The organism is Actinokineospora globicatena (assembly GCF_024171945.1).
GTDB classification, from domain to species: Bacteria; Actinomycetota; Actinomycetes; order Mycobacteriales; family Pseudonocardiaceae; genus Actinokineospora; species Actinokineospora globicatena.
Genome location: NZ_JAMTCR010000002.1, coordinates 1,494,933 through 1,519,594, shown reverse-complemented (window position 1 = coordinate 1,519,594; position 24,662 = coordinate 1,494,933). Strand labels below are relative to the sequence as shown.

Below are 24,662 nucleotides of genomic sequence, written 5' to 3'. Positions count from 1 at the left end.
GGACCCGGACCGGCCACTATCGAGTGACCTCAGCCGAGGGGGCGGAAGCCGACCCGTTCGGCGTCGGCGACCGAGCGGAACCAGACCTCGGCGACCGTGCGGTCGAACTTGGCCGAGTCCGGGGCGCAGTAGCGCAGGGCGGTCACGCTGGCCTTGATGGTGTACTCGCTCGACGGGGAGCGGCCGCCGGGCAGCGGCATCGCCGAGCCGGGGCCGAACGGGCCGGGCGGGACGAACGGGTCGACGCCGGACGGGGACTGCTGCAGGGTCCTGGCGCCGCGCAGCCGGTTCGGCGGCGGGGGCGCGGGCTTGGCCGCCTCGGCGGTGTCGGCGGGCAGGATCGGCTCGAACAGCGACCGCTCGCGGTCCGGGGTGGTCTGCCTGGCCACGGCGACCGGCTCGGGTATCGCGGCGGGGACGGGCGCGGCAGGCGCGGACGAGGTCTGCACGCCGAAGGGGAACCTGTTCTGCGGCTTGGCGGGGACCCGCTTGGGCAACACGCTCGAGCTCCTCTCCGGCAGCGCCTCCGCGTAAGCGGGCGTCGGCTGAATTGGCTGCTGGAACCCGGGCTGGTCGGTCACCGCCAGCGCCGGTTCCTGCTCGACGGGACCAACCGGTTCCAACTCGACCGCGGCGTGCGCGGGCTGCCGCTCGACCTCCGGCTCGACGGGCTCCGCCAGCGCGAACCGCGTCGCGTCGACGGTGTTGAGCGCGGGGTCGTCAGCGCGGCGTTCCGGGGTCTCCTCGTCGGTGTCGTGGCTGACCGGCGCGTACTGCTCGTCGTCGGTCAGGTCACCGCTGGCGGCGTGGTCGCCGTAGCGGGCGACCGCCTCGGGGTCGAGGAAGCCGGTGCGGTCGAAGTCGGGCTCGTCGTCGAGGTCGTCGACCAGGGCGGCGTCGGACAGCGCCGTGCCGTTGACCGGGGCGGCGTGGTCGACCTCGCCACCGGCGCCCTCGGCGTCGATGCGGCGGATCAGCTCGGCCGGGATCGGCGTCGTGTGCTGGGTGAAGATCGTGCCGGTGTCGTCGTCGCGCTCGTACCCGGCGGCGGGCCGCTCGTCGTCGAGGTCGTCGGCGTCGTCCTCGGGGGCGTGGTCACCGGCGAAGCGGTGGTCCTCGGCGCTGTGGTCACCGGGGACGCTGCCGCGGGCCGGGCGGTCGTCGTCGGCGTAGTAGGGGGACTCGGTCTCGCTGTCGACCGACTCGTCGAGGTCGTCGACCAGGCGGTCGGGCCGGTCGCGGTCGAACCAGTCGGGGTCGTCGGCGTGCTCGGCGGCGGCCCGGAAGCCCTCGCGGTAGTCGGCGCCCTCGCGGTCCGCGTCCTGCTCGGCGGCGGCGCGGAACCCGTCGCGGTAGTCGGCGACCTCGGCGGCCGCGTCCTCGCGGTAGTCGGTGCCGGACTCGACGGCGGGCGGGATGTACTGCGTCAGCTCCGCGGCGCTCGGCTCCGGCTCGCGGTCCCAGTCCCGCTCGACCCGCTCGTCGTCCCCGGCAAGCCGGTCCCCGTCGAGCCGATCGCCGGCAATCTGGTCGTCGTCATGCCGCTCATCGCCGTGCCGGTCCTCGTCGTCGTGCCGCTCGTCGTCGTCCCGGTCATCCCCGTGCCGGTCGTCGTCGAGCCGGTCACCGTCGGCGCGCTCGCCCTCGAACCGGTCGTGCCGGTCCTCGTCGTCGTAGCGCCCACCGTCGAACCGGTCAGCCCGGTCGTCACGGTCTTCGCGCTCATCCCGGTCGTCGTGATCATCCCGGTCGTACCGCTCGGCACCGTCGTCGTCGTGACCCAGCCGGTCGTCGCGGTCGTACTCGGCGCGCTCGTCGACCCCGGTGGCGGGGGCGGGCATCGAGCGCAGGCCGTTCTCGTCCTCGTCCGACAGCGTCAGCAGCCCGCGCCGGATGGAGTCCTCACCGGTGCGCCGCGGCTGGACGTACCCGGTGTCGTCGCGGGAGTCGGTGAAGCCTGGCACCAGCGCCGCGGTGTAGCCGCTGTCCTCGGCGGCCAGCCGCGACTCGCGCTTGCGGACGGCGGTGAGCCTGCCCTCCAGCTCGGTGGCGCGCTTGCGGGCGGGGAGGGCGATCAGCAGCCAGCACAGGGCCGCTCCGACCAGGAAACCGGCGAGGCTCCACACCCACACCTGCCCGAAGAACGGCATCGCCGATGTCTCCCTCCCGGTCGCGTCCCGGTCGACGCGGCATACGGTTGCTCAAGCCTAGGGGAGGTTACTGCGACGCGTCGGACCATCGGCGGCATGCCGCGCAATTAGCCGCTACGTCACAGTTCGGTACGCGCGAGAGTGCCTCATCGGGTTCGGGCGACTACATAACGTGTCAGTAGCTCCAGCGCGTCGCGGGCCGCACACGCGGGTAGTGCGGCCAATTCCGCATAGGCGCGGTCCGCATAGGAGTCCAGCGTCTGCCGGGCGCGGTCTAGACCACCCGAGCGGCGGAGCAGGCCGAGCGCCTCCTCGACCTCTGCGTCGTCGGTGATCGGACCGGCGAGCAGCTGGTGCAGCCGGACGTCGCCGCCGTCGGCCAGCGCGTAGAGCATCGGCAGCGTGCGCACGCCCTCGCGCAGGTCGGTGCCGGGGGTCTTGCCGGACTCGTCGGCGGGCGAGGCGATGTCGATGACGTCGTCGGAGATCTGGAACGCGGCGCCGATCAGGTCACCGAAGCGGCACAGCGCGCGCACCTCGGCCGCCGACGCCCCGGAGAACATGCCGCCGTAGCGGGCGGCGGTGGCGATCAGCGAGCCGGTCTTCTGCGCGATCACCGACAGGTAGTGCTCGATCGGGTCGGCGTCGCCGGGGCCGACGGTCTCCCGCAGCTGCCCGGTGACCAGCTCGCGCATGGTCTCGGCGATCACCCTGGTCGCGTCGGCGCCCAGGTCGGCGACCAGCATCGAGGCGTGCGCGAACAGGAAGTCGCCGGTCAGGATGGCCACCGAGTTGTCCCACCTGGCGTTCGCGCTCGCGTCGCCGCGGCGCATGGTGGCCTCGTCCATCACGTCGTCGTGGTAGAGCGTCGCCAGGTGCACCAGCTCGACCGCGGCGGCCGCGGTGATCACGTGGTCGGTGCTCCCCTGGTTGAACTGGGCGGCGAGCAGCGTGAACAGCGGGCGGAAGCGCTTGCCCCCGGCCTTCACCAGGTGCAGCGCGGCCTCGTCGACGAACTCGAAGTCGCTGTGCACCACCTCGCGCAGCCGCGACTCGACCTTGGCCAACCCCTCGGTGACGGTGCTGACCAACACCGGGTCGGCGTCGTCGAGCCCCAGGAACGCGGGGATGCCGGAGTTCTCGGTGGTGGTCACGGCGGCGGCACTCCTGATCAGCTGTGGCTGTGGAATGCCGAGCCTACTTGGCATCCCGGCGTGACCAGGCCTGGATGTCTCGAAGGCCACCCCCCGGGTGGGAGGTGGCCTTCGCGACAGGACAACCGATCTGGGGTTACCGGATGGCGAACACGCCGCTCGACGCCCAGTCGAGCGCGAACGCCGGGGCGATGCCCAGCAGCAGCGTGATGATGACCCCGAGGGTGATCGCGGCGGTGGTGAACGCCCCCGGCACGGTGACCGTCGGACCGTCCGCGGCGGGCTCGCTGAAGTACATGAGCACGATCACCCGCAGGTAGAAGAACGCGGCCACCGCGGAAGCCACGAGGGCCACCACGACCAGCGGGCCCATGCCGTCGGACAGCGCGGCCTCGAACACCACGAACTTGCCGACGAACCCGCTGGTGAGCGGGATGCCCGCGAGCGCGAGCAGCAGGAAGGTGAACACCCCGGCCAGCAGCGGCGACCGCTTGGCCAGGCCTGCCCACTGCGACAGGTGCGTCGCCTCACCGGAGGAGTCGCGCACCAGGCTGATCACGCCGAACGTGGCGATCGTGGTGAAGCCGTAGGTGAGCAGGTAGAACAGCGTGCTGGACAGGCCCTTGTCGGTCACCGCGATGGAGCCGATGAGCAGGAAGCCCGCGTGCGCCACCGAGGAGTAGGCGATCATGCGCTTGACGTCGGTCTGGGTCAGGCCGAGCACCGCGCCGATCACCATCGACACGATGGCCACGCCCCACAGCACCCCGCGCCACTCCCACTGGGTCGACTCCAGCGCGACCTGCAGCACGCGCAGGATCCCGCCGAACGCGGCGACCTTGGTGCAGGCGGCCATGAACGCGGTGACCGGGGTCGGCGCGCCCTGGTAGACGTCCGGGGTCCAGGTGTGGAACGGACCGACGGCCGCCTTGAACAGCAGGCCGACCACCAGCAGGCCCATGCCCGCGAACAGCAGCGTGTCGGAGCGGTCACTGCCCGCGGCAGCCTCGGCGATGTCGGCCAGCCGGACCGAGCCCGCGTAGCCGTAGAGCAGCGCGACACCGTAGAGGAAGAACGCGGAGGCGAAGGCGCCGAGCAGGAAGTACTTGACCGCCGCTTCCTGCGAGAGCAGGCGGCGACGGCGGGCGAGGCCGCACATCAGGTACAGCGGCAGCGACAGCACTTCCAGCGCGACGAACATGGTCAGCAGGTCGTTGGCCGCGCAGAAGGTCATCATGCCGCCGAGCGCGAACAGCGTCAGCGGGAAGACCTCGGTCTGCATGCCGGTGGAGGCGACCTGGGCGCGGTCCTGCACGGTGCCGGGCCGGATCGCGGCGGTGGCCACGAACGAACCGCCCGGTTCGACCGAGCGGTCCGCGATCAGCAGCACGGCGCCCAAGGAGAGCGCCAGCAGCGTGCCCCACAAGAACAGCGCGGGCCGGTCAACGGCGAGCGTGCCGAACATCGCCGTCTCCCCCGCGGCGGGCGCGTCGGAGACGTAGGTGATCAGCTTGACGCCCGCGGCCGCGATGGTCAGCAGGGTCAACGCGACCTGGAAGGACCACCGCAGGTCCTTGGGCAGCAGGGCCTCGAACAGCACGCTCAGGCACGCGGCACCCAGCACGATGAGGATCGGCCAGATCGCCGTCACCGGGGGCGCCTCGGCCCGGACCGGGGCGGCGGGCGCCTGCTCCTGGGCGAGCAGGAGCACGGAGGACATCACCGACACTGCAACTGCCTCTCTCCAGACTGGACCGGGTCGGCCAGGGCCGCCTGGCACATCGTGGCGTCCACGGCCGGAGTCACGACGTCGAGCACGGGCTTCGGGAAGAACCCGAGCCCGATGATCAGCACCACCAGCGGGGCGAGGACCAGCTTCTCCCGACCGCTCAGGTCCGCGATCGCCTTCTTCGCGCCGACCGCGGGGTCGACCATGGTGCCGGGACCGCCCGCGGCGCCGACCAGCGCGTCACCGCGCACCGGTCCCTGCATGACCCGCTGGTAGAGCCACAGCACGTAGAGCGCGGCGAGGACCATGCCGACCGTGGCGATGATCGTGTAGACCGGTGCGTTGGGGAAGGAGCCGATGAGCACCAGGAACTCGCTGACGAACGAGTTGGTGCCCGGCAGCGACATCGAGCTCAGGCCCGCGATGAGCAGCATGGCCGCCAGCACCGGGGTCAGCTTGGCCATGCCGCCGTAGTCGGCGACCCGGCTGGAACCGCCGCGGGCGATGACCATGCCGACCACCAGGATGAGCATGCCGGTGGCGAGGCTGTGGTTGACCATGTAGGTCACCGAGCCGACCATCGCCTGGGAGCTGAAGGCGAAGATGCCCAGCGCGATGAAGCCGAAGTGGGCGATCGAGACGTAGGCGAGGAACCGCTTCATGTCCCGCTGCCCGGTGGCCAGCATCGAGCCGTAGATCACGCCTGCCACCGCGAGCACCAGCACCAGCGGCGCGAGTTCCTTGCTGGCCAGGGGGAACATCGGCAGCAGGTAGCGCAGGAAGCCGAAGGTGCCGACCTTGTCCAGGATGCCGACCAGCAGGACGGCGACCCCGATCGGCGCCTCGGCCGTGGCGTCGGGCAGCCAGGTGTGCACCGGCACCAGCGGCGCCTTGATCGCGAAGGCCGCGAAGAAGCCGAGGAACAGCCAGATCTGCGTCTCCAGCGGCGCGGTGCTGACCACCTTGACCAGCTCGGCCCACTCGAAGGTGCCGGTGCCGTTCTGCTCGACGGCCAGCACGTAGCAGCCGATCACCGAGGCCAGCATGATCAGGCCGCCGAGGAACGAGTACAGGAAGAACTTGACCGCCGCGTACTGCCTGCGCGCCCCGCCGTAGGAGCCGATCAGGAAGTACATCGGGATCAGCATGATCTCGAACAGCACGTAGAACAGGAACACGTCGGTCGCGGCGAACACGCCGACGGTCAGCGCCTGCTCCAGAAGGATCAGCGCGAAGAAGCCGCCCTTGGTGCGGCCCTCGGGCAGCTTGTCCAGCCAGCCCGCGCCGATCACCAGCGGCACCAGCAGGCCGATGACCGCGATCATCGCCAGCGCGATGCCGTCCACGGCGAACGAGACGTGCACGCCGAAGGCCGGGATCCAGTCGAACGAGAAGGCCTGCTGCAGCCGGGCACCGCCCGGCTCGAACTGGACCCAAGCCACGATGGCGAGCGCGAACTCGGCGATCGAGAAGGCCAGCGCGGCGGCCTTGGCGGTGCTGTCGTTGCCGCGCAGCGCGACCACGACGGCGGCACCGACCAGCGGCAGCAGCAGCAACGCCGCCAGCAGCCAGGACCCGGTCGAGGAGGTGCTCATGCGAACCTCACCATCAGCAGTGCGGCGATCACCAGGATCGACCCTCCGAGCATGGACAGCGCGTACGAGCGGACGAAGCCGGTCTGCAGCCTGCGCAGCCGACCCGAGCTACCGCCCAGGCCCGCCGCGATGCCGTTGACCAGGCCGTCGACGCCGCGGTTGTCGACGAACACCAGGAACCTGGTGAGCCAGACGCCGGGGCGGGCGAACAGCGCCTCGTTGAGGTGGTTGCCGTAGAGGTCGGCGCGCGCGGCGCGGACCGGGAAGGACACCCGCTGCGGCCGGGTGACCGGCTGCTCGCGGCGACCGAACAGGGCGAAGGCGATGCCCGCGCCGATGGCCGAGATGGCCACGGTCAGGATCGCGATCACGGTGTGCGAGAGCGGACCGTGCTCCTCGACCAGCTCGCCGAGGGTGGGGGCCAGCCACTCGGGGAGCACGCCGGAGAGGATGGCGCCCGCGCCGACCGAGCCGACCGCCAGGACGATCATCGGCAGCGTCATGGTCCAGCCGGACTCGTGCGGGTGGTAGGCCCGACCGTCCTCGCTCTTGAGGTTCTCCCAGCGCGGCTTGCCCAGGAACACCAGGATCAGCAGGCGGGTCATGTAGAACGCGGTCAGGCCCGCGCCCAGCAGCGCGATGCCGCCGAAGATCCAGCCGCGGCTGCCGCCCTCGCTGAACGCCGCGGCGATGATGGCGTCCTTGGAGAAGTAGCCGGACAGGAACGGGAACCCGATCAGCGCCAGGTAGCCCAGCGTCCAGGTGATGAAGGTGATCGGCATCTTCTTGGCGAGCCCGCCGAGTCGGCGGATGTCGCCCTCGTCGTTCATGCCGTGCATGACCGAACCGGCACCGAGGAACAGCCCCGCCTTGAAGAAGCCGTGCGTGAGCAGGTGCAGGATGCCGAAGGCGTACCCGGCCGGGCCGAGGCCGACGGCCAGGATCATGTAGCCGATCTGGCTGACCGTCGAGTAGGCCAGCACCTTCTTGAAGTCGTCGTAGGCGCAGCCGATGACGCACCCGATCAGCAGCGTCACCGCGCCGACGATCATCACGACCAGCCGGGCGTCCTCGGCCTGCGGCAGCGAGTACAGCGGGTTGGAGCGGGCGATCAGGTAGACGCCCGCGGTCACCATCGTCGCGGCGTGGATCAGCGCGGACACCGGTGTCGGACCGGCCATCGCGTCCGGCAGCCAGGCCTGCAGCGGGAACTGGCCCGACTTACCGCAGGCGCCGAGCAGCAGCAGGATGCCGATGGCCACGATCACGCCGGTCGACTGCTCGCCGATCTTGTCGAACACCACCGAGTACTGGGTGCTGCCCATGTTCTTGAACATCAGGAAGATCGCCAGCGCCAGGCCGACGTCGCCGACCCGGTTCATCAGGAACGCCTTCTTCGCCGCCGTGGCCGCGAAGTCCTTGCCCTGGTACCAGCCGATCAGCAGGTAGGAGGCGAGACCGACGCCCTCCCAGCCGAAGTAGAGGGTCACGAACCCGTTGCCGAGCACCAGCAGCAGCATCGCCGAGACGAACAGGTTCAGGTAGGCGAAGAACCGCCGCCGGTCCCGGTCGTCGGACATGTAGCCGATGGAGTAGATGTGGATCAGCGACCCGACCCCGGTGATCAGCAGCACGAAGGTCAGCGACAGCGGGTCGAGCCGCAGTCCGAACTCGACGTTCAGGCTGTGGATCGAGATCCAGTCGAACAGGTGCGCTTCGCGGGTGCGGTCGTCGGCGGCCAACGACGTCGTGTCGAAGAACAGCAGCACGGCGTAGGCGAACGCGCCGATGACCGTGGCGCTGCCGAGCAGGTGGCCCCACTTGTCGGCGCGGCGGCCCGCGATCAGCAGCACGGCCGCGCCGAAGGCGGGCAGCACGAGCAGCAGCCACGCGAGGTTCGCGACCCCGGAGGCCTGCTGAACCTCGGCCGCGAGGTTGATGGTTCCCGTCACCGGAGGTTCCCCTTAGTACTTCAGCAGGTTGGAGTCGTCGACCGACGCGGTCCGGCGGGTCCGGAAGATCGACATGATGATCGCCAGACCGACCACCACCTCGGCCGCCGCCACGACCATCACGAAGAACGCCATGATCTGGCCGTCAAGACCGCCGTTGATCCGCGAGAACGTCACCAGCGACAGGTTCACCGCGTTGAGCATCAGCTCGACGCACATGAACACCACGATGGCGTTGCGCCGCACCAGGACGCCGACGGCGCCGATGGTGAACAGCAGTGCGGACAGCAGCAGGTAGTACGTCGGGGTCACGACTCCTCCTTGCCTGGGGCGAGCGCGCGGGCGTCCGGACCGGGCAGGGTGCCCGCGACGGCCTTGCGCTCCTCGTCGAGCTTGGCCGAGGCGGTCGCGTCGATGAGCCGCGAGAGCGACTCCTCGGCGACCGAGCCGTCGGGCAGCAGCGCCGGGGTGGCGACCGAGTTGGAGGTGGCGAACACGCCGGGACCCGGCAGCGGGGACGGCCGGTCGTGCTCACCGCGGAAGCGGGCCTCGACCAGTTCCTTCTGCGTCTTGCGGCCGCGGGTGTGCCGGTCGACGTAGCCGAGCACCATCGCGCCGACGGCGGCGGTGATGAGCAGCGCCGAGGTCAGCTCGAACGGGAAGACGTAGTCGGTGAACAGGGCCTTGCCGATGTTGTAGACGTTGCCCTGGCCGCCGTTCGCGGTCTCGCCCGCCAGGCCGACCGGCCGGACGTCGGTGAACGCGCGGGCGACGGCGGCCACGATCAGCACCGCGAGCCCGACGCCGAACACCGTGGCCCACAACCGCTGGCCGCGCAGCACCTCGACGACCGAGTCCGAGGAGTCCCTGCCCACCAGCATGAGCACGAACAGGAACAGCATCATGATCGCGCCGGTGTAGACGATGATCTGCACGAACCCGAGGAACGGGCCCTGCTGGACCATGTAGATGACCCCGAGGCTGAGCATGGTCAGCACCAGGAACAGCGCCGAGTGCACCGCGTTGCGGGCGAAGAGCATGCCGAGCCCGCCAGCGAGGGCGAGCGGGCCGAGCACCCAGAACGCGATCGCCTCACCGGTGGTGACGTGCGTCGCGGCCTCCTGGGCCAACAGGAGAGCGCTCACTTCGCCGCCTCCGCGTTCCGAGCCAGCTGCGGGCCGTTGACGTAGTAGTCCTGCTCGTTCTCACCGAGGCGCATCGGGTGCGGCGGCTGCTCCATGCCGGGCAGTAGCGGCGCCAGCAGCTGCTCCTTGGTGTAGATCAGCCGCTGCCGGTCGTCGTCGGCGAGCTCGAAGTCGTTGAGCATGGTCAGCGACCGGGTCGGGCAGGCCTCGACGCACAGGCCGCAGCCGATGCAGCGCAGGTAGTTGATCTGGTAGTCGGCGCCGTAGCGCTCACCAGGGGAGTAGCGGTCGTCGTCGGTGTTGTCGCCGCCCTCGACGAAGATCGCGTCGGCCGGGCAGGCCCACGCGCACAGCTCGCAGCCGACGCACTTCTCCAGCCCGTCCGGGTGCCGGTTGAGCTGGTGGCGGCCGTGGTAGCGGGGCGCGGTGCCGGGGAAGTTCTCCGGGTACTCCTCGGTGACGACCTTCTTGAACATCGTCGAGAACGTCACGCCGAACCCCTTGAGGGGGTCGAAGATGCTCACTGCCCAGCCTCCTTCTGCACGTCGGCGCCCGCACCGACGGCCGCCTTCTCCCGCCTGCGGCGCACCCTGGGCTTGAGGTCGGCCTTGTCCGGGACCTTGAGGTCGAGCGGCGGGACCGGGTAGCCACCGCCGGTGACCGGTACGACCGGCCCGTCCGGCGCCGGTGCCCGCTCGGGCAGCAGGAACACCACGCCGATGAGCACCAGCAGCGCGATGCCGCCGACGATGAGGAAGGTGCTGGTCGAGATCTCGCTCTCGTTGCGGATCGCGCGCAGCGCGACCACGAGCACGATCCAGACCAGGTTGGCCGGGACGAGGACCTTCCAGCCCAGCCGCATGAACTGGTCGTAGCGCATCCGGGGCAGCGTGCCGCGCAGCCAGATGAAGACGAACAGGAAGATCCAGGTCTTGCCGAAGAACCACAGCAGCGGCCACCAGCCGGTGTTGAAGTAGTTCTCGTCGATCAGCGAGATCGGCCACGGCGCCATGTACCCGCCGAAGAACAGCGTGGTGCAGAAGGCGGAGACGATGACCATGTTGACGTACTCGGCGAGGAAGAACAGCGCGAACTTCATCGAGCTGTACTCGGTGTGGAAACCGCCGACCAGCTCGGACTCGGCCTCGGGGAGGTCGAACGGCGCCCGGTTGGTCTCGCCGATCATCGAGATGAAGTAGATGACGAAGCTGGGGATCAGCAGGTAGAAGTACCAGCCGCTGGCCTGCTTGTCGACGATGTCACCGGTGGACAGCGATCCCGAGTAGAGGATCACGGCCACGATGGACAGTCCCATCGCGATCTCGTAGGAGATCACCTGCGCCGCCGACCGCAGACCGCCCAGCAGCGGGTACGGGGAGCCGGAGGACCAGCCCGCGAGCACGATGCCGTAGACGCCCATCGAGGAGCAGGCCAGCACCACCAGCACGCCGACCGGCAGGTCGACCAGCTGCAGCACGGTGCGCTCGCCGAAGATCGAGACCTCCGGGCCGAACGGGATCACCGAGAAGGCCAGGAACGCCGGGATGGTGGACATGATCGGGGCCAGGAAGTACACCTTCCGGTCCGCGGTGTCCGGGATGATCTGCTCCTTGAACGGGAGCTTGATCGCGTCGGCGATGGACTGGAACCAGCCGTTGGGCCCGACCCGGTTGGGACCGGGCCGGTGCTGCATCCTGGCGACGATCTTGCGCTCCAGGATGATCATTGCCATCGTCGCCACCGCGCCGAGCAGCAGCAGCACGACCGCCTTGATCAGGATCAGCCAGATCGGGTCGTCGGCCAGGAGTTGGGCCCTGGTCATGAATTGCCTCCACTCACCGTCACCACGGCACCGTGGCCGACCCCGAGGGTCCTGCGCACGGTCGAGCCCGCGGAGTTGCCTGGCAGCCAGACAACGCCGTCCGGCAGGTCCGCGATCTGAACCGGCACGGTGACCGCGCCGCGGTCGGTCGCCACCCTGGCGGTTCCCGCGACACCGAGGTCGGTCGCGGTCTTGAGCGAGAGCCGGGCGTAGACCTGGCGCGCGGTACCAGCCAGGTTCGGCTCACCGTCCTGCGCCGACCCGTTGTCCAGCAGCTGCCGCCAGCTCGCCAGCACGGCCTGCCCGGCACCGGCCGTCGGCGCCGCGGTGGCCGCGACGTCCGGGGCGGTGGCCGAGCGGGCGACCGAGCCGAGCCTGGCCAGGTCGGCCGCGCTCGCGGCCGGGGTCTGGGTGAACAGGTCGACGTCCATCTCGACGGCGAGCGAGTCCAGGACCCGGCCGTCGGGCAGCGCGCCGGTGCTCTCCAGGGTGCTGCCGAACTCGCGGCGGCGACCCTCCCAGTTGAGGTAGCTGCCGGACTTCTCCACCGCGGGGGCGATCGGCAGCACCACGTCGGCGAGCGCGGTCGCCGCGCTGTGCCGCAGTTCCAGGCTCACCACGAACCCGGCCTCGGCGATCGCGCGCAGCGCCAGCTCCGGGTCGGCCAGGTCGTACGGGTCGACCCCGCCGATGACCAGGCCGTCGAGCTTGTGGTTGTCGGCGGCGGCGAGGATCGCGTCGGTGTCGCGGCCCGGTGTCGCGGGCAGCGAACCGGCGGCCAGGCCCCAGGTCTGCTCGACCGCGGCGCGGGCGTCGGCGTCGGCGACCAGGCGGCCACCTGGCAGCAGGGTCGGCGCGGCACCGGCGTCGAGCGCGCCGCGCTCACCGGCCCGCCGCGGGATCCAGGCGATCTTGGCGCCGGTCGAGCCAGCCAGCCGCAGCACCGCGCTGAGCAGGCCGGGGACCTGCGCGGCGCGCTCGCCGACCAGGATCACCGACCCTGCGGTGCCGAGGGCGGCGGTGACGTCGGGGGCGTGCGCGGCGAGACCGTCGAGCGCGGCAGGCTCGCTGCCGGGAACACAGGCGAGCAGCGTGCCGTTGGTCTTGGTGACGCTCGGCGTCGTCCACTGGCCGAGGTGGAAGACCTTCGTCCGGTTCTTGCGGGCCGCCTTGCGCAGCCGCAGGAACACGATCGGGGCCTCCTCCTCCGGGTCGAGCGCGACCAGCAGCGCGGCCGGGGCGTGCTCGATGCCGGTGAAGGTCACCCCGGTCTCCGGGGTGGTGCCGACCACAGTGGACGCCAGGAACTCCAGCTCCTCGGCCGAGTGCGGCCGGGCGCGGAAGTCGATGTCGTTGGTGCCCAGCGCGATCCGGGCGAACTTGGCGTAGGAGTAGGCGTCCTCGACGGTCAGCCGACCGCCCGCGAGCACCCCGACGCCCTTGCCGTCGCGCGCCTTGACCAGCCCGGCCGCCGCGACCTGCAGCGCCTCGGTCCAGCTGGACTCGACGAGCTCACCGGTCGCCGCGTCGCGCACCAGCGGCCGGGTGATCCGGTCGCCGAGGGTGGCGTAGCGGAAGGCGAAGCGGCCCCGGTCGCAGATCCACTCCTCGTTGACCTCGGGGTCGTCGCCAGCGAGCTTGCGCATGACCTTGCCGCGCCGCCAGTCCGTGCGCTCGGCGCACCCGGAGGAGCAGTGCTCGCACACGCTCGGGGTGGACACCAGGTCGAACGGGCGGGACCGGAACCGGTAGGCGGCGCTGGTGAGCGCGCCGACCGGGCAGATCTGGATGGTGTTGCCGGAGAAGTAGCTCTGGAAGGGCTTCTCCTCGGCGATGCCGATCTGCTGCTGGGCGCCGCGCTCGAGCAGCTCGATGAACGGGTCACCGGCGATCTGCGCGGAGAACCGGGTGCAGCGCTGGCACAGCACGCAGCGCTCCCGGTCGAGCAGCACCTGGGTGGACACCGGGATCGGCTTGGCGAAGGTCCGCTTGGTCTCGACGAAGCGGGACTCGGTGCGGCCGTGCGCCATCGCCTGGTTCTGCAGCGGGCACTCGCCGCCCTTGTCGCAGATCGGGCAGTCCAGCGGGTGGTTGATGAGCAGCAGCTCCATCACACCCTGCTGCGCCTTGTCGGCGACCGGCGAGGTCAGCTGGGTCTTGACCACCATGCCGTCGGCGACGGTGATGGTGCAGGAGGCCTGCGGCTTGGGCATCGGCCGCCCGCCCATCTCGACCTCGACGAGGCACTGGCGGCAGGCCCCGGCCGGTTCGAGCAGCGGGTGGTCGCAGAACCGGGGGATCTGGATGCCGAGGCGCTCCGCGGTGCGGATGACCAGCTCGCCCTTGGGGGCGTCCACCTCGTGGCCGTCGACGACGAGCCGCACGTAGCCCTCCGGCACCGGCGGCTTCGTCGTGGTGGGGTTCTCCGGCGCGATGGTCATGACTGCGCTCCTGCGTAAGCCTGGGAGTTGCGCCCCGCGCGGTTCTGGTCGCACAGCGCCAGGAACTCGTCGCGGAAGTACTTGATGCCGCTGGTGATCGGGCTGACCGCGCCGTCGCCGAGCGCGCAGAACGACCGGCCCAGGATGTTGTCGCAGATGTCGAGCAGGGTGTCGATGTCGGACTCGGTGCCCTTGCCCTCGACCATCCGCTCCAGGATCCCGGTGAGCCAGTAGGTCCCCTCGCGGCACGGGGTGCACTTGCCGCAGGACTCGTGCTCGTAGAACTGCGTCCACTTCATCACGGCCCACGGCACGGACACGGTCTCGTTGAAGACCATCACCGCGGTGGTGCCGAGCATGGAGCCCGCGGCCGCCGCGCCCTCGAAGTCCAGCGGGACGTCGAGGTGCTCGGCGGTGAACATCGGGGTCGACGAGCCGCCCGGGGTCCAGAACTTGAGCGGGACGCCGTCCTTCATGCCACCGGCCAACTCGAGCAGCTCGCGCAGCGTGGTGCCCAGCGGCGCCTCGAACTGGCCGGGGTTGGTGACGTGCCCGGAGATCGAGTAGATCTTCGGGCCGGGCGACTTCTCGGTGCCCATGGTGCGGAACCAGTCCGAGCCGCCGTTGACGATGAACGGCACGCTGGCGATGGTCTCGACGTTGTTCACCGTGGTCGGTGCGGCGTAGAGGCCCGCGGCGGCGGGGAACGGCGGCTTGAGCCGCGGCTGGCCGCGACGGCCCTCCAGCGAGTCGAGCAGCGCGGTCTCCTCACCGCAGATGTAGGCGCCCGCCCCGGCGTGGACGGTGATCTCCAGGTCGAACCCGGAGCCCAGGATGTCCTTGCCGAGGTAGCCCGCCGCGTGCGCCTCGCGCACCGCGGCGTTGAGGCGGCGGATGCAGTGCAATGCCTCGCCGCGCACGTAGATGAAGCAGTGGTGCGACCGCATCGCGTACGAGGCGATGACGCAGCCCTCGATCAGCGAGTGCGGGTCGGCCATCATCAGCGGGATGTCCTTGCAGGTCCCCGGCTCGCCCTCGTCGGCGTTGATCACCAGGTAGTGCGGCTTGTCCTCGTTGGGGGGCATGAACGACCACTTGATGCCCGCCGGGAAGCCCGCGCCGCCACGACCGCGCAGACCGGATGCCTTCACCAGCTCGACGAGCTGCTCGGGGGTGCCCGCGAGCGCCTTGCGCAGCGCGGTGTAGCCCTCGAGCTGCTCGTAGGTCTTGATCGACCACGAGGTCGGGGACAGCCAGCGCTTGGTCAGCACCGGGGTCACCGGGGCGGGCTTGTTCACCGGGGTAGTCACTTCTTCTCCACCTCCGGGAGGGGCGGGTTCGGCATGGCGGGCGCGGTCCAGCCGCGGTCCTCGGCCAGCTTGGCGCCGCGCAGGGTCTCGACCGCGGCCGACGGACCGTCCACAGTGGCCCGGTAGCCCGGCTCGTCCTCGGGCCAGAACCCGGCCAGCTCCAGCTCCGCGGTGCGGAAGTCGCGCAGCGGGGCGCCCCGGGTCGGCGCGGGCTTCTCGCCGCGGCGCAGCGCGTCCACCAGCTCGACGGCCTTCTCCGGGGTCTGGTTGTCGTAGAACTCGTAGTTGACCTGGATGACCGGACCGAGGTCGCAGGCCGCCAGGCACTCGGCGTGCTCCAGCGTGATCGAACCGGGCGCACCGGGCTCGCCCGCGGTCTCGTTGTGGCCGACGCGCTTGCCGCCCTCACCGAGGTGCTCGCCGAGCTTCTTGTAGATCTCGTCGCCGCCCAGCACCGCGCACAGCGTGTTGGTGCAGACGCTGACCAGGTGCTCGCCGCAGGTCTTGCGCTTGTACATGGTGTAGAAGGTCGCGACCGCGCTGACCTCGGCGGCGCTCAGGTTCAGCTGCAGGGCGCAGAACTGGATGCCCGCCTGGCTGACCCTGCCCTCGACCGACTGCACCAGGTGCAGCATCGGCAGCAGCGCCGACCGCGCCTGCGGGTAGCGCGCGATGATCGCCTGCGCCCGCTCGACGGTCAGCCCGTCGAAGACGCTGAGGTCCTCGGCGATGTCGGTGACCAGGTGCTCGGCCTCGACCGGGGAGACGGCCAGCACGTCGGTGTCACCCACCGACGCCTGGTGCGTCCGCCCGGCGCCGACGCTGGAGCCGCCGTACGTGGAACCGGTGCTGCTCAACGGTCACACCCTCCCATCACGGGGTCGATCGACGCCACGGCCGCGATCACGTCGGCGACCTGGCCGCCCTCGGACATCGCGGGCATCGACTGCAGGTTCACGAAGCTGGGTTCGCGCACGTGCACGCGCAGCGGGCGGGTACCGCCGTCGGAGACCAGGTGGTAGCCCAGTTCGCCGCGCGGGGACTCCACCGGCACGTACACCTGGCCCGCCGGGACGTGGAAGCCCTCGGTGACCAGCTTGAAGTGGTGGATCAGCGACTCCATCGACTGACCCATGATCTTGCGGACGTGCTCGAGGGAGTTGCCCATGCCGTCCGGGCCGATGGTCAGCTTGGCGGGCCAGGCGACCTTCTGGTCCTCGACCATCACCGGGCCGGGCTCGAGCTTCTTGAGCGCCTGGTTGATGATCCGCAGCGACTGGTGGATCTCCTCGACGCGCAGCAGGTAGCGGGCGAAGGAGTCGGCGTCGTTGGAGGTCGGGACCTCGAAGTCGTACTCCTCGTAGCCCAGGTACGGCTCGGTCTTGCGCAGGTCCCACGGCAGGCCCGCGGAGCGCAGGATCGGGCCGGTGACGCCGAGCGCGAGGCAGGCGTCCACCGGGAGGTAGCCGACGTCCTTGAGCCGGTTGCGCCAGATCGGCTGACCGGTCAGCAGCTTGTCGTAGTCCGGCAGCCGCTTGTTCATCGTCTGCAGGAACTCTTTGACCTTGACCTCGTAGCCGTCCGGCAGGTCCTGGGCCACGCCACCGGGGCGGATGAACGCGTGGTTCATCCGCAGGCCGGTGATGAACTCCAGCACGTGCAGCGCTTCCTCGCGCTCGCGGAAGCCGGAGGTCATCGCGGTCAGCGAGCCCAGCTCCATGCCGCCGGTGGCCAGCGCCACCAGGTGCGAGGAGATGCGGTTGATCTCCAGCAGCAGCACCCGGATGACCTGCGCCCGGCGCGGCGCCTCGATGCCCAGCAGCTTCTCCACCGCGAGGCAGTAGGCGGCCTCGTTGGACAGCGGCGCCAGGTAGTCCATCCGCGTCACGAAGGTGACGCCCTGGGTCCAGGTCCGGTACTCGCAGTTCTTCTCGATGCCGGTGTGCAGGTAGCCGATGACGCTGCGGGCCTGGGTGACCGACTCGCCCTCGAGCTCGAGCACCAGCCGCAGCACGCCGTGCGTGGACGGGTGCTGCGGACCGAGGTTGATGACGATGCGCTCGTCGTGGATGGCGTCCTCGAGGACGGTGTCCCAGTCGCCGCCGGTGACCGTGTAGACGCGGCCCTCGGTGGTGTCCCTGGAGCTGGCATCCTGGATGTTCTCGCTGGTGGTCACGAGTACGACCTCCGCTGGTCCGGCGGAGGGATCTCCGCGCCCTTGTACTCCACCGGGATCCCGCCGAGCGGGTAGTCCTTGCGCTGGGGGTGGCCGTCCCAGTCGTCCGGCATGAGGATGCGGGTCAGCGCGGGGTGGCCGTCGTAGACGATGCCGAACATGTCCCAGGCCTCGCGCTCCTGCCAGTCGGCGGTCGGGTAGACCTCGACCACCGAGGGGATGTGCGCGTCGTCCACGTCCACGGCGACCTCGAGCCGGATCCGGCGCCGGTAGGTCATCGACGTGAGGTGGTACACCGAGTGCAGGCGCTGCGGCACGTCCACGCCGTAGTCCACACCGGACACCGAGCTGCACAGCTCGAAGCGCAGCGCGGGCTCGTCGCGCAGCAACCGGCACAGCTCGAGCAGGTGGTCGCGGTGGACGTAGTAGGTGATCTCGCCGCGGTCGACGGTGACCTGCTGGATCGCGTCCGCCGGAACGCCCCTGGTCGCCATCGCGGCGTTGAGGTCGTCGGTGAACTCGTCGAACCAGCCGCCGTAGGGCCGCTCGGCCGGGGCCGGGCTGTAGGCGGGCAGCACGAGACCGCCGAAGCCGGAGGTGTCGCCGGTGCCCGCGACGTTGAACATGCCCTTGCGGGTGCGACCGGCCTGGACCGGCTCGGCGGGCGCGTTGGTGTGCTCGGCGACGGCGGTGGGGTCGTTGAGCCCCTCGGCGGGCTGCTGGGCGCTGGAGTGCGCGGCGCCCGTCTCCTTGCCCGCGTCGGCTTCCGGTGTGGTGGGGTTGTCAGCCATCAGGTCACTTCTTCTTGGCGAACTTCACGGATGAGGCAATCAGTTCCGTGCGGGCACCGCTGGCCGCGCGGATCGCCGCGCGGGTCGCGTTGATCGGCTCGTCGCCGATCTTGGCGTGCAGCTTGAGGATCGCGTCGAGCAGCATCTCCGGCCGCGGCGGGCAGCCGGGCAGGTACATGTCCACCGGGACCACGTGGTCGACGCCCTGCACCACGGCGTAGTTGTTGAACATGCCGCCGGAGGAGGCGCACACGCCCATCGCCAGCACCCAGCGCGGCTCGGCCATCTGGTCGTAGATCTGGCGCAGCACCGGGGCCATCTTGTTGGTCACCCGACCGGCCACGATCATCAGGTCCGCCTGGCGCGGCGAGGCCCGGAAGGCCTCCATGCCGAACCGGGCGATGTCGTAGCGCGGGCCGCCGGTGGTCATCATCTCGATGGCGCAGCAGGCCAGGCCGAACGTCGCGGGCCACAGCGAGTTCTTGCGGCCCCAGTTCACCAGCTTCTCCAGGCTGGCCAACATGATGCCGTTGGGAAGCTTCTCCTCGATACCCATGTCCGTCCGCCCCCCTTTCAGTTCCAGTCGAGCCCGCCGCGCCGCCACACGTAGGCGTAGGCGAAGCCGACTGTCGCGATGAACAAGAAGATCTCGACCAGGCCGAACAGGCCGAGGAAGTCCGCCGACACCGCGAACGGGTAGAGGAACACCATCTCGATGTCGAAGAGGATGAAGAGCATGGCGGTCAGGTAGTACGCGACCGGGACGCGACCACCGCCGATGACCGGCTGCGGCGACGGCTCGATGCCGCACTCGTAGGCGGCCACCTTCGCCCGGTTGTAGCGGCTGGGTCCGAGCAGCGGACCGAGCAGCGCGGAGAACACGGCGAAGCCCGCGGCCAGCACGAACATGACCACCAGGGGCAGGTAGACACCCAGGTTGGACACCACGTCCGGCGGCTGTGCCGATGGTGCTAGGGCTAGCGACTCCGTGAGCAAAGGCCTGAGCGTGGGCACCTTCGTCGTCCTTTCCCGCGTCCTCGGCCGGAACCCTATGGGCCCTGGTTCTCACCACCGTCGGTTAGGCTCACCTAACCGACAGTTTGACGCGCTTGTGAAAACATTCACAAGCTCGGCTCGGAGTTGTGAACGGCTTCACACGCGTCCCGGCCAGTGTAGGACCTTGCTCACAGCCGGAAACCGGACCCCCTCGGCAACTCTCCGTGAACACTCGATGATCCTTTCCAGACCGCTGACCAGCGCTAACGCGCCGCTTGCACCAGCTACCAGACCAATTCGAGAACTCATCGAATGAATTCTGGTGCGCGGTACGGAATCGCGCAGTCCAGCCACACAACCGAGTGATAGACCCGAACTCAACCCCCCGAATACCCGGCCGACCCAGTAGCTTGACCCCCGAGAGTCCCCCGCCGCGGGCGGCGGACGAGCCGTGCGGTCAGGTGCTCCCCGGGGCAGACCGGGACCCTGACCGCGCGCACCAGAGGAGTCCCCCGTCGTGGGCGGGCGGCGAGTCGTACGGCCAGGTGCTCCCCGGGGAATACCGGGGGACCCTGGCCCTGCGCATGTCTTGAGGCTGATCAATCACTGTCTGATCGGGACAGCGCACTCGGTCACCCGGGGGGCGAGCATGTCCCACGGCTCAGAAGCACCCGCAAGGCCTGTATGGGCAGCGCCAGCGAAGATGGCGGCAGCCCAGAGCAGTCACACCCCGGACGTGCAGTTCGTCAACGAGGCGTTCCGAACACTTCGCCCGACCCCGCTCTTGCTCCGCGATGGCGACCGCCGTTCCGAGCACGACCACATGACTGCCACCCGCTGCGGCAAGAGTTCTGGCAGCCTGCATCCGCGCTTCGCGCTTCATGTCGTGCCAGTGGAGCTTGCCGCTCTTGTTTCTGCCACGAAGGCATAGGGGTCAGGCGCTGGGGGTCAGGCGGGTGGCGGCGGTGATGATGCGGTCGTAGGCGTCGCCGTCCTTGGGGTCGTAGAGGCCTGCGAGGAGTTTGAGGACGAGCTTCATCAGGGTCTTGCGGGGCAGGCCGTACTTGGTGGCGACGCCCATGACGGTGGGGTTGCCGATGAGGCGGGAGAAGACGTTGCCGAGGCGGTAGTAGCTGCCGAGGGCTTGGCGCATGGCGACGGGGTAGCCCTCGAGGGCGCGTTCGCGGGCGGGGCCCTCGGCGCGGGCGAGGGCCTGCACCACGACCTCGGCGGCGATGCGGGCCGATTCCATGGCGTAGCCGATGCCCTCGCCGTTGAACGGGTTGACCATGCCGCCCGCGTCGCCGACCAGCAGCAGGCCGTCGCGGTAGTGCGGGGTGCGGTTGAAGCCCATGGGCAGGGCAGCGCCGCCGACCTTGCCGATGGCGTTGGGTTCGCGGAAGCCCCACTCCTCGGGGGTGCCGTCCAGCCAGGAGCGCATCAGCTGGCGGTAGTCGGTGCTGCCGAAGGCCTTGGACGTGGACAGGATGCCGAGGCCGACGTTGACCGTGCCGTCGCCCATGCCGAAGATCCAGCCGTAGCCGGGCAGCAGCACCGGGTTGGCCGGGTCGGAGCGGTCCCACAGCTCCAGGTGCGACTCCAGGTAGTCGTCCTTGCTGCGCGGCGAGGCGTAGTACCTGCGGACCGCGACCCCCATCGGCCTGCTGTCGATCTTCTCCATGCCGACCGACAGGGCCAGCCGGGCCGACACGCCGTCGCAGGCGAGGACCAGCGGCGCGCGGTAGGTGACCGGGGCCTTGTCCGGACCGGCCTTGGCGCTGACGCCGACGACCCGGCCGCGCTCGACGACCGCGCCGGTGACCGTGGTCTGCTCCAGCAGCCGGGCCCCGGCGCGCTGCGCGGTGCGGGCCAGCATCTCGTCGAAGTCCTGACGGGGGCGGACGACGCCGTATGGGGGGAACGTGGCCAGGTCCGGCCAGTCCAGCTCCATGGTGATGCCGCCGCCGACCACACGCAGGCCGCGGTTGTGCAGCCAGCCCGCTTCCTCGCGGGTGTCGATACCCAGGTCGATGAGCTGCTTGACGCCGCGCGGGGTCAGCCCGTCGCCGCAGACCTTCTCCCGGGGGAAGGTGCTCTTCTCCAGCAGGAGCACGTCGAGCCCGGCCCTGGCCAGGTAGGTCGCCGCGGTCGACCCGGCTGGACCGGCACCGACCACGATGACCTCAGCGTCCTCGCCAGCCTTGCGGCGGCCGACAGTCGTGCTCATCGCGCTCCTTGTGAAAGCCTTCACGTACTCGGTCGAGTCTAGAGGCAAGTGAAACGGCTGGACTGTGATCAGCGATCCACCGGGGACGCGCCAGAGCAGGAGACGCCGCTGATGACCGACCCAGACCAGGCCACACCGGCGTTCGGCATCCCCGTGGTGCAGCTCCCACCAGATCTTCCCCGAGCCAAGCCCGCGCGCGCCGCCCGGTTCGTCGCATCCGCTCTTATCCTCCTCAGCACCGCTGTCGCCCTCTTAGCGGCATGGCAGTCGTGGCGGTCGTATTGGCTGGTCAGGGACGTGTTCTCGGCAGTGCCAACGGTCACGGAGGACCAACTGCGGGAAGCGACAGAGCGCACCACCCTCCTGTCTTACGCCTGGCTGGCCGGGGTAGCGCTATCCGGCATCGCGTTCCTGGCGTGGCTCTGGCGCGCACGGATCAACTCCGCCCGCATGTGTGACGCGCCTCAACGGCTGCGCATCCGGTGGGCGGTGCTCGCGTGGTTCGTACCGATCGGCAACCTGTGGCTGCCGCAGATGGTGCTAGGCGACGTCTGGCGCGCGAGCAGGCCCGACACCCCCGCACGGGGCGGCGACCTGCGGAAGGTCCCCGCGAGCAAGCTGATCGCGATCTGGTGGGCGCTGTTCGTGCTGATGCACGCCGTCGACCTGTTCGCGGTCAACCTGCTGACCCGGGACAGCTCGGTCGCCACCTTCGAGTCGGTCTTCTTCGCCAACTCGATCAGCGGCGGCCTAGCCGTGCTCACCGCCTTGGCCATCCTCATCATCATGCGCCGCGTCGACCGCTGGCAGGACGACCGCGAGCTCATCCGCTAGACCGCGCTGGTCCTTCCTGGCCGCGTCGCTCTCGCCGCGCTGGCCCCTCCCCGCCGGTCCCGGCCGGGTCGGTCCTGATCAGGTCGCTCCTCTGCGCATCGGCCCGTCCGCGTCGGTACCCAGCCGGGTCGGTTCTCTCCGCCTCGATCCTGGCCGCGTCGGCCTCGACCAACAGCCGCACAGTCCCCTGACCAGGTGAAATCCCTTGCCACTCCCCCTCATTTCCCCAGTTCGCGTTATCCACAACCCCTCGAGTTGTCCACAGGCAACCGCGACCCCTTCGCGCCGACCCCCACCCCCGGTAGACTGGCATCGGGGACGCCCCCCGGAGAGGGTGGGGGCTGGGAGTCGCGGGGACGGCCTCCGGAAGCGGGCTGACGCGGCCGCCGGGGTGGCGTGGGGTGGGCCTCCGAGAGCTGAGCGGGGCTTCGGGAGCGGCGGGACGGCTTGTGGGCGCCTGGTGCCGACGTTCGGGGCTTCGAGGGGATTGCCGGCGAGAGAGGGCTAGGCCGGGTTGATCGCTCGGTGCAGGGCGACGACGCCGAAGGTGAGGTTGAGCCATTCGACGTCGCGCCAGCCCGCGGTGGCGATGAGCTGGGCCACGGCGCGCTGGTCGTGCCAGTCGCGCATGGACTCGGCGAGGTAGGAGTAGGCCTCGCTGTTGGACGAGAACGGCTTGGTGATCAGGGGCAGACCGCGCAGCACGGTGTTGCGGTAGAGCCAACGCAGCGGGCGCAGCGGCGGTTGAGAGACCTCGCAGATCACCAGGCGGCCGCCGGGGCGGACGACGCGGCGCATCTCGGTGAGGGCAGCGACGGTGTCGTTCATGTTCCGCAGGCCGAAGGACACGGTGACCGCGTCGAAGGCGTCGGTGGCGAACGGCAGGTGGAACGCGTCGGCGGCGACCCTGGGCACCCCCCGGTCGGCACCCCCGCGCAGCATCTCCAGGGAGAAGTCGGCCGCGACGCACCAGGCGCCGGAGCGGGCGTACTCCACCGTGGACACGGCGGTCCCGGCGGCGAGGTCGAGCACCTTCTCCCCCGGCGCGGCGTCGAGCACCTGGCGGGTGATCTCGCGCCAGCGGCGGTCGAAGCCCATCGTCATCACCGTGTTGGTGCGGTCGTACCCCTTGGCGACCCCGTCGAACATCACGGCGATGTCGCGGGGGTCCTTGTCCAAACCGGCGCGGGCCATCATGTGCGCAGACTACGAGGGTCCGTGCAATCGCGTCATGCCAGGCTCATGGCGGTGAGCATCCCCCGCACGGAGCTGGGCCAATCGAACTCCTCCGCGCGCGCCCGTGCCGCCGCTCGCCGGTCGTGTTCCGGCACCGATAAGAGGCCCTCGACAGCTCCGGCGAACGCGGGCGCGTCATCGGATACGGCTTGACCACAGCCTGGCCTGACGATCTCCGGTAGCGCTGACGACTCCGAGACCACGACAGGTGTACCGGACGCGAGGGCCTCTAGAGCCGCGAGCCCGAAGGTCTCGTGCGGGCCAGGGGCGAGGGAGACGTCTGCGGTGGCTAACAGCCGGGCGACGTCTGCGCGGTCGGCAACGAAACCGAGGAACGTCACAGGTAGGCCTGCCGCACGCCTGCGCAACGAGGCCATCTTCGGCCCGTCGCCCGCCACTACGAGTCGGACCTTGGTCCCTGCGGCGTGGAGCTCGGCGAGGGTATCGATGCTGCGGTCGACGTGCTTCTCAGGTGACAGGCGGCCGCAGTGGACTAACAGCGCGTCGGCACCCATGGCGAGTTCGGAGCGGAGAGTGCTGTCTCGGCGAGTGGGGGTAAACGTGATCAGGTCGACGCCTAGCGGTACGCGGGCGACGTTGGTCACGCCGATGCGGTCGAACTCGGCGCGCGCGAACCCGGTAGTGCACACGACGGTGTCGTAGTTGTCCGCCATCCGTCGGTTTGCGGCATCGGCGACGGACCGGGCCACCACGCCAGATAGCAGAAACTGCTGCAAGAGCCGGTCTAGGCGCTCGTGGGAGATGACGACACTCGGGATCCCGCGCTCGGCAGCCCAACGCCCCATGCCGCGCAAGGTAAGCCTGTCTGACACCTCTAGACGGTCTGGCTTCAGCCTGGACAAGAGCGCCGACACCCGAAGTGGGTCGACGGCTCTATAGCCACCGGTGCCGGGAATGTGCGGAGCAGGCAGGGTTATCCGGCGAACTCCACTTTGCAGCAACTCATCACCGGTACGTCTACCAGGCACGACTAGAACAACCTCGTGTCCGCAGGCCACATAGCCCGCGCCGAGGTGGTGCAATGCGGTGCGCAGTCCGCCCGAGCGTGGGCCATAGAAGTTGGCGAGCTGCACGATCCGCATG

At 70.0% G+C, this 24,662-nt stretch carries 20 protein-coding genes; 1 reads left to right on the top strand and 19 read right to left on the bottom strand.

Annotation, left to right across the window (positions count from 1 at the left end):
- Window positions 1–29: 29 nt before the first annotated feature.
- From LV79_RS07325 to LV79_RS07245, 17 genes are all read right to left on the bottom strand, one after another.
- Entirely contained in the window at window positions 30–2,150 is a 2,121-nt protein-coding gene (locus LV79_RS07325; RefSeq protein ID WP_253833383.1) for a sunset domain-containing protein, read from the bottom strand.
- A gap of 146 nt (window positions 2,151–2,296) precedes the next feature.
- A complete protein-coding gene (locus LV79_RS07320) occupies window positions 2,297–3,304 on the bottom strand; it encodes a polyprenyl synthetase family protein (protein ID WP_285469495.1) in 1,008 nt (335 codons plus the stop codon).
- A 136-nt stretch (window positions 3,305–3,440) separates the two neighbouring features.
- A complete protein-coding gene (gene nuoN, locus LV79_RS07315) occupies window positions 3,441–5,024 on the bottom strand; it encodes an NADH-quinone oxidoreductase subunit NuoN (protein ID WP_253833381.1) in 1,584 nt (527 codons plus the stop codon).
- Window positions 5,024–6,628, bottom strand: a complete 1,605-nt coding sequence (locus tag LV79_RS07310) for an NADH-quinone oxidoreductase subunit M (protein ID WP_253833379.1) — start codon at window positions 6,626–6,628, stop codon at window positions 5,024–5,026. Before LV79_RS07310 ends, nuoN begins: the two co-directional genes overlap by 1 nt.
- On the bottom strand, window positions 6,625–8,568 hold the full coding sequence (gene nuoL, locus LV79_RS07305) for an NADH-quinone oxidoreductase subunit L (protein WP_372495332.1): 1,944 nt from the start codon (window positions 8,566–8,568) through the stop codon (window positions 6,625–6,627). Before nuoL ends, LV79_RS07310 begins: the two co-directional genes overlap by 4 nt.
- A 24-nt stretch (window positions 8,569–8,592) precedes the next feature.
- The gene (nuoK, locus tag LV79_RS07300; protein ID WP_253833358.1) at window positions 8,593–8,892 is read right to left on the bottom strand and encodes an NADH-quinone oxidoreductase subunit NuoK; all 300 of its coding nucleotides are present in this window, start codon (window positions 8,890–8,892) and stop codon (window positions 8,593–8,595) included.
- Window positions 8,889–9,725, bottom strand: coding sequence for an NADH-quinone oxidoreductase subunit J (locus tag LV79_RS07295; protein WP_253833357.1), 837 nt, complete (start codon window positions 9,723–9,725; stop codon window positions 8,889–8,891). The genes nuoK and LV79_RS07295 overlap by 4 nt, the downstream gene beginning before the upstream one ends.
- Window positions 9,722–10,249, bottom strand: coding sequence for an NADH-quinone oxidoreductase subunit NuoI (gene nuoI, locus LV79_RS07290; protein ID WP_253833356.1), 528 nt, complete (start codon window positions 10,247–10,249; stop codon window positions 9,722–9,724). Before nuoI ends, LV79_RS07295 begins: the two co-directional genes overlap by 4 nt.
- Complete coding sequence (gene nuoH / locus LV79_RS07285) at window positions 10,246–11,547, bottom strand: NADH-quinone oxidoreductase subunit NuoH (RefSeq protein ID WP_253833354.1); 1,302 nt, start codon at window positions 11,545–11,547, stop codon at window positions 10,246–10,248. The genes nuoI and nuoH overlap by 4 nt, the downstream gene beginning before the upstream one ends.
- Window positions 11,544–13,988: an NADH-quinone oxidoreductase subunit G gene (locus LV79_RS07280; protein ID WP_253833352.1), complete on the bottom strand. Its 2,445-nt coding sequence runs from the start codon at window positions 13,986–13,988 to the stop codon at window positions 11,544–11,546. Before LV79_RS07280 ends, nuoH begins: the two co-directional genes overlap by 4 nt.
- Entirely contained in the window at window positions 13,985–15,298 is a 1,314-nt protein-coding gene (gene nuoF, locus LV79_RS07275; protein ID WP_253833350.1) for an NADH-quinone oxidoreductase subunit NuoF, read from the bottom strand. Before nuoF ends, LV79_RS07280 begins: the two co-directional genes overlap by 4 nt.
- Window positions 15,295–16,155 carry an NADH-quinone oxidoreductase subunit NuoE gene (nuoE, locus tag LV79_RS07270; RefSeq protein ID WP_253833348.1) on the bottom strand — a complete coding sequence of 287 codons (861 nt, stop codon included), beginning with the start codon at window positions 16,153–16,155 and terminating at the stop codon, window positions 15,295–15,297. The genes nuoF and nuoE overlap by 4 nt, the downstream gene beginning before the upstream one ends.
- Window positions 16,152–17,474: an NADH-quinone oxidoreductase subunit D gene (locus LV79_RS07265; RefSeq protein WP_253833346.1), complete on the bottom strand. Its 1,323-nt coding sequence runs from the start codon at window positions 17,472–17,474 to the stop codon at window positions 16,152–16,154. Before LV79_RS07265 ends, nuoE begins: the two co-directional genes overlap by 4 nt.
- Entirely contained in the window at window positions 17,471–18,265 is a 795-nt protein-coding gene (locus LV79_RS07260; protein WP_253833344.1) for an NADH-quinone oxidoreductase subunit C, read from the bottom strand. Before LV79_RS07260 ends, LV79_RS07265 begins: the two co-directional genes overlap by 4 nt.
- A gap of 4 nt (window positions 18,266–18,269) precedes the next feature.
- Window positions 18,270–18,821, bottom strand: coding sequence for a NuoB/complex I 20 kDa subunit family protein (locus LV79_RS07255; protein ID WP_092777490.1), 552 nt, complete (start codon window positions 18,819–18,821; stop codon window positions 18,270–18,272).
- Between the two features lie 17 nt (window positions 18,822–18,838).
- Window positions 18,839–19,261: an NADH-quinone oxidoreductase subunit A gene (locus LV79_RS07250; RefSeq protein WP_372495278.1), complete on the bottom strand. Its 423-nt coding sequence runs from the start codon at window positions 19,259–19,261 to the stop codon at window positions 18,839–18,841.
- Window positions 19,262–20,195: 934 nt separating this feature from the next.
- Window positions 20,196–21,488, bottom strand: coding sequence for a geranylgeranyl reductase family protein (locus LV79_RS07245; protein WP_253833342.1), 1,293 nt, complete (start codon window positions 21,486–21,488; stop codon window positions 20,196–20,198).
- A gap of 111 nt (window positions 21,489–21,599) precedes the next feature.
- Between LV79_RS07245 and LV79_RS07240 the strand changes: the two genes are divergently transcribed.
- The gene (locus tag LV79_RS07240; protein ID WP_253833340.1) at window positions 21,600–22,322 is read left to right on the top strand and encodes a DUF4328 domain-containing protein; all 723 of its coding nucleotides are present in this window, start codon (window positions 21,600–21,602) and stop codon (window positions 22,320–22,322) included.
- A gap of 504 nt (window positions 22,323–22,826) precedes the next feature.
- On the opposite strand, the gene LV79_RS07235 is transcribed toward LV79_RS07240, so the two are convergent.
- Together LV79_RS07235 and LV79_RS07230 are read right to left on the bottom strand one after the other, a co-directional pair.
- Window positions 22,827–23,516, bottom strand: coding sequence for a demethylmenaquinone methyltransferase (locus tag LV79_RS07235; protein WP_253835873.1), 690 nt, complete (start codon window positions 23,514–23,516; stop codon window positions 22,827–22,829).
- A 35-nt stretch (window positions 23,517–23,551) separates the two neighbouring features.
- Window positions 23,552–24,661 carry a glycosyltransferase gene (locus tag LV79_RS07230; RefSeq protein ID WP_253833338.1) on the bottom strand — a complete coding sequence of 370 codons (1,110 nt, stop codon included), beginning with the start codon at window positions 24,659–24,661 and terminating at the stop codon, window positions 23,552–23,554.
- Window position 24,662 lies beyond the last annotated feature (1 nt).

Bases quoted from the DNA above. Each gene is read 5' to 3' on its own strand.
- LV79_RS07325 (WP_253833383.1), bottom strand. From the start codon at position 2,150: ATGCCGTTCTTCGGGCAGGTGTGGGTGTGGAGCCTCGCCGGTTTCCTG.
- nuoN (WP_253833381.1), bottom strand. From the start codon at position 5,024: ATGTCCTCCGTGCTCCTGCTCGCCCAGGAGCAGGCGCCCGCCGCCCCG.
- LV79_RS07310 (WP_253833379.1), bottom strand. From the start codon at position 6,628: ATGAGCACCTCCTCGACCGGGTCCTGGCTGCTGGCGGCGTTGCTGCTG.
- nuoH (WP_253833354.1), bottom strand. From the start codon at position 11,547: ATGACCAGGGCCCAACTCCTGGCCGACGACCCGATCTGGCTGATCCTG.
- LV79_RS07280 (WP_253833352.1), bottom strand. From the start codon at position 13,988: ATGACCATCGCGCCGGAGAACCCCACCACGACGAAGCCGCCGGTGCCG.
- LV79_RS07260 (WP_253833344.1), bottom strand. From the start codon at position 18,265: ATGGCTGACAACCCCACCACACCGGAAGCCGACGCGGGCAAGGAGACG.
- LV79_RS07255 (WP_092777490.1), bottom strand. From the start codon at position 18,821: ATGGGTATCGAGGAGAAGCTTCCCAACGGCATCATGTTGGCCAGCCTG.
- LV79_RS07245 (WP_253833342.1), bottom strand. From the start codon at position 21,488: ATGAGCACGACTGTCGGCCGCCGCAAGGCTGGCGAGGACGCTGAGGTC.
- LV79_RS07240 (WP_253833340.1), top strand. From the start codon at position 21,600: ATGACCGACCCAGACCAGGCCACACCGGCGTTCGGCATCCCCGTGGTG.
- LV79_RS07235 (WP_253835873.1), bottom strand. From the start codon at position 23,516: ATGGCCCGCGCCGGTTTGGACAAGGACCCCCGCGACATCGCCGTGATG.
- LV79_RS07230 (WP_253833338.1), bottom strand. From the start codon at position 24,661: ATGCGGATCGTGCAGCTCGCCAACTTCTATGGCCCACGCTCGGGCGGA.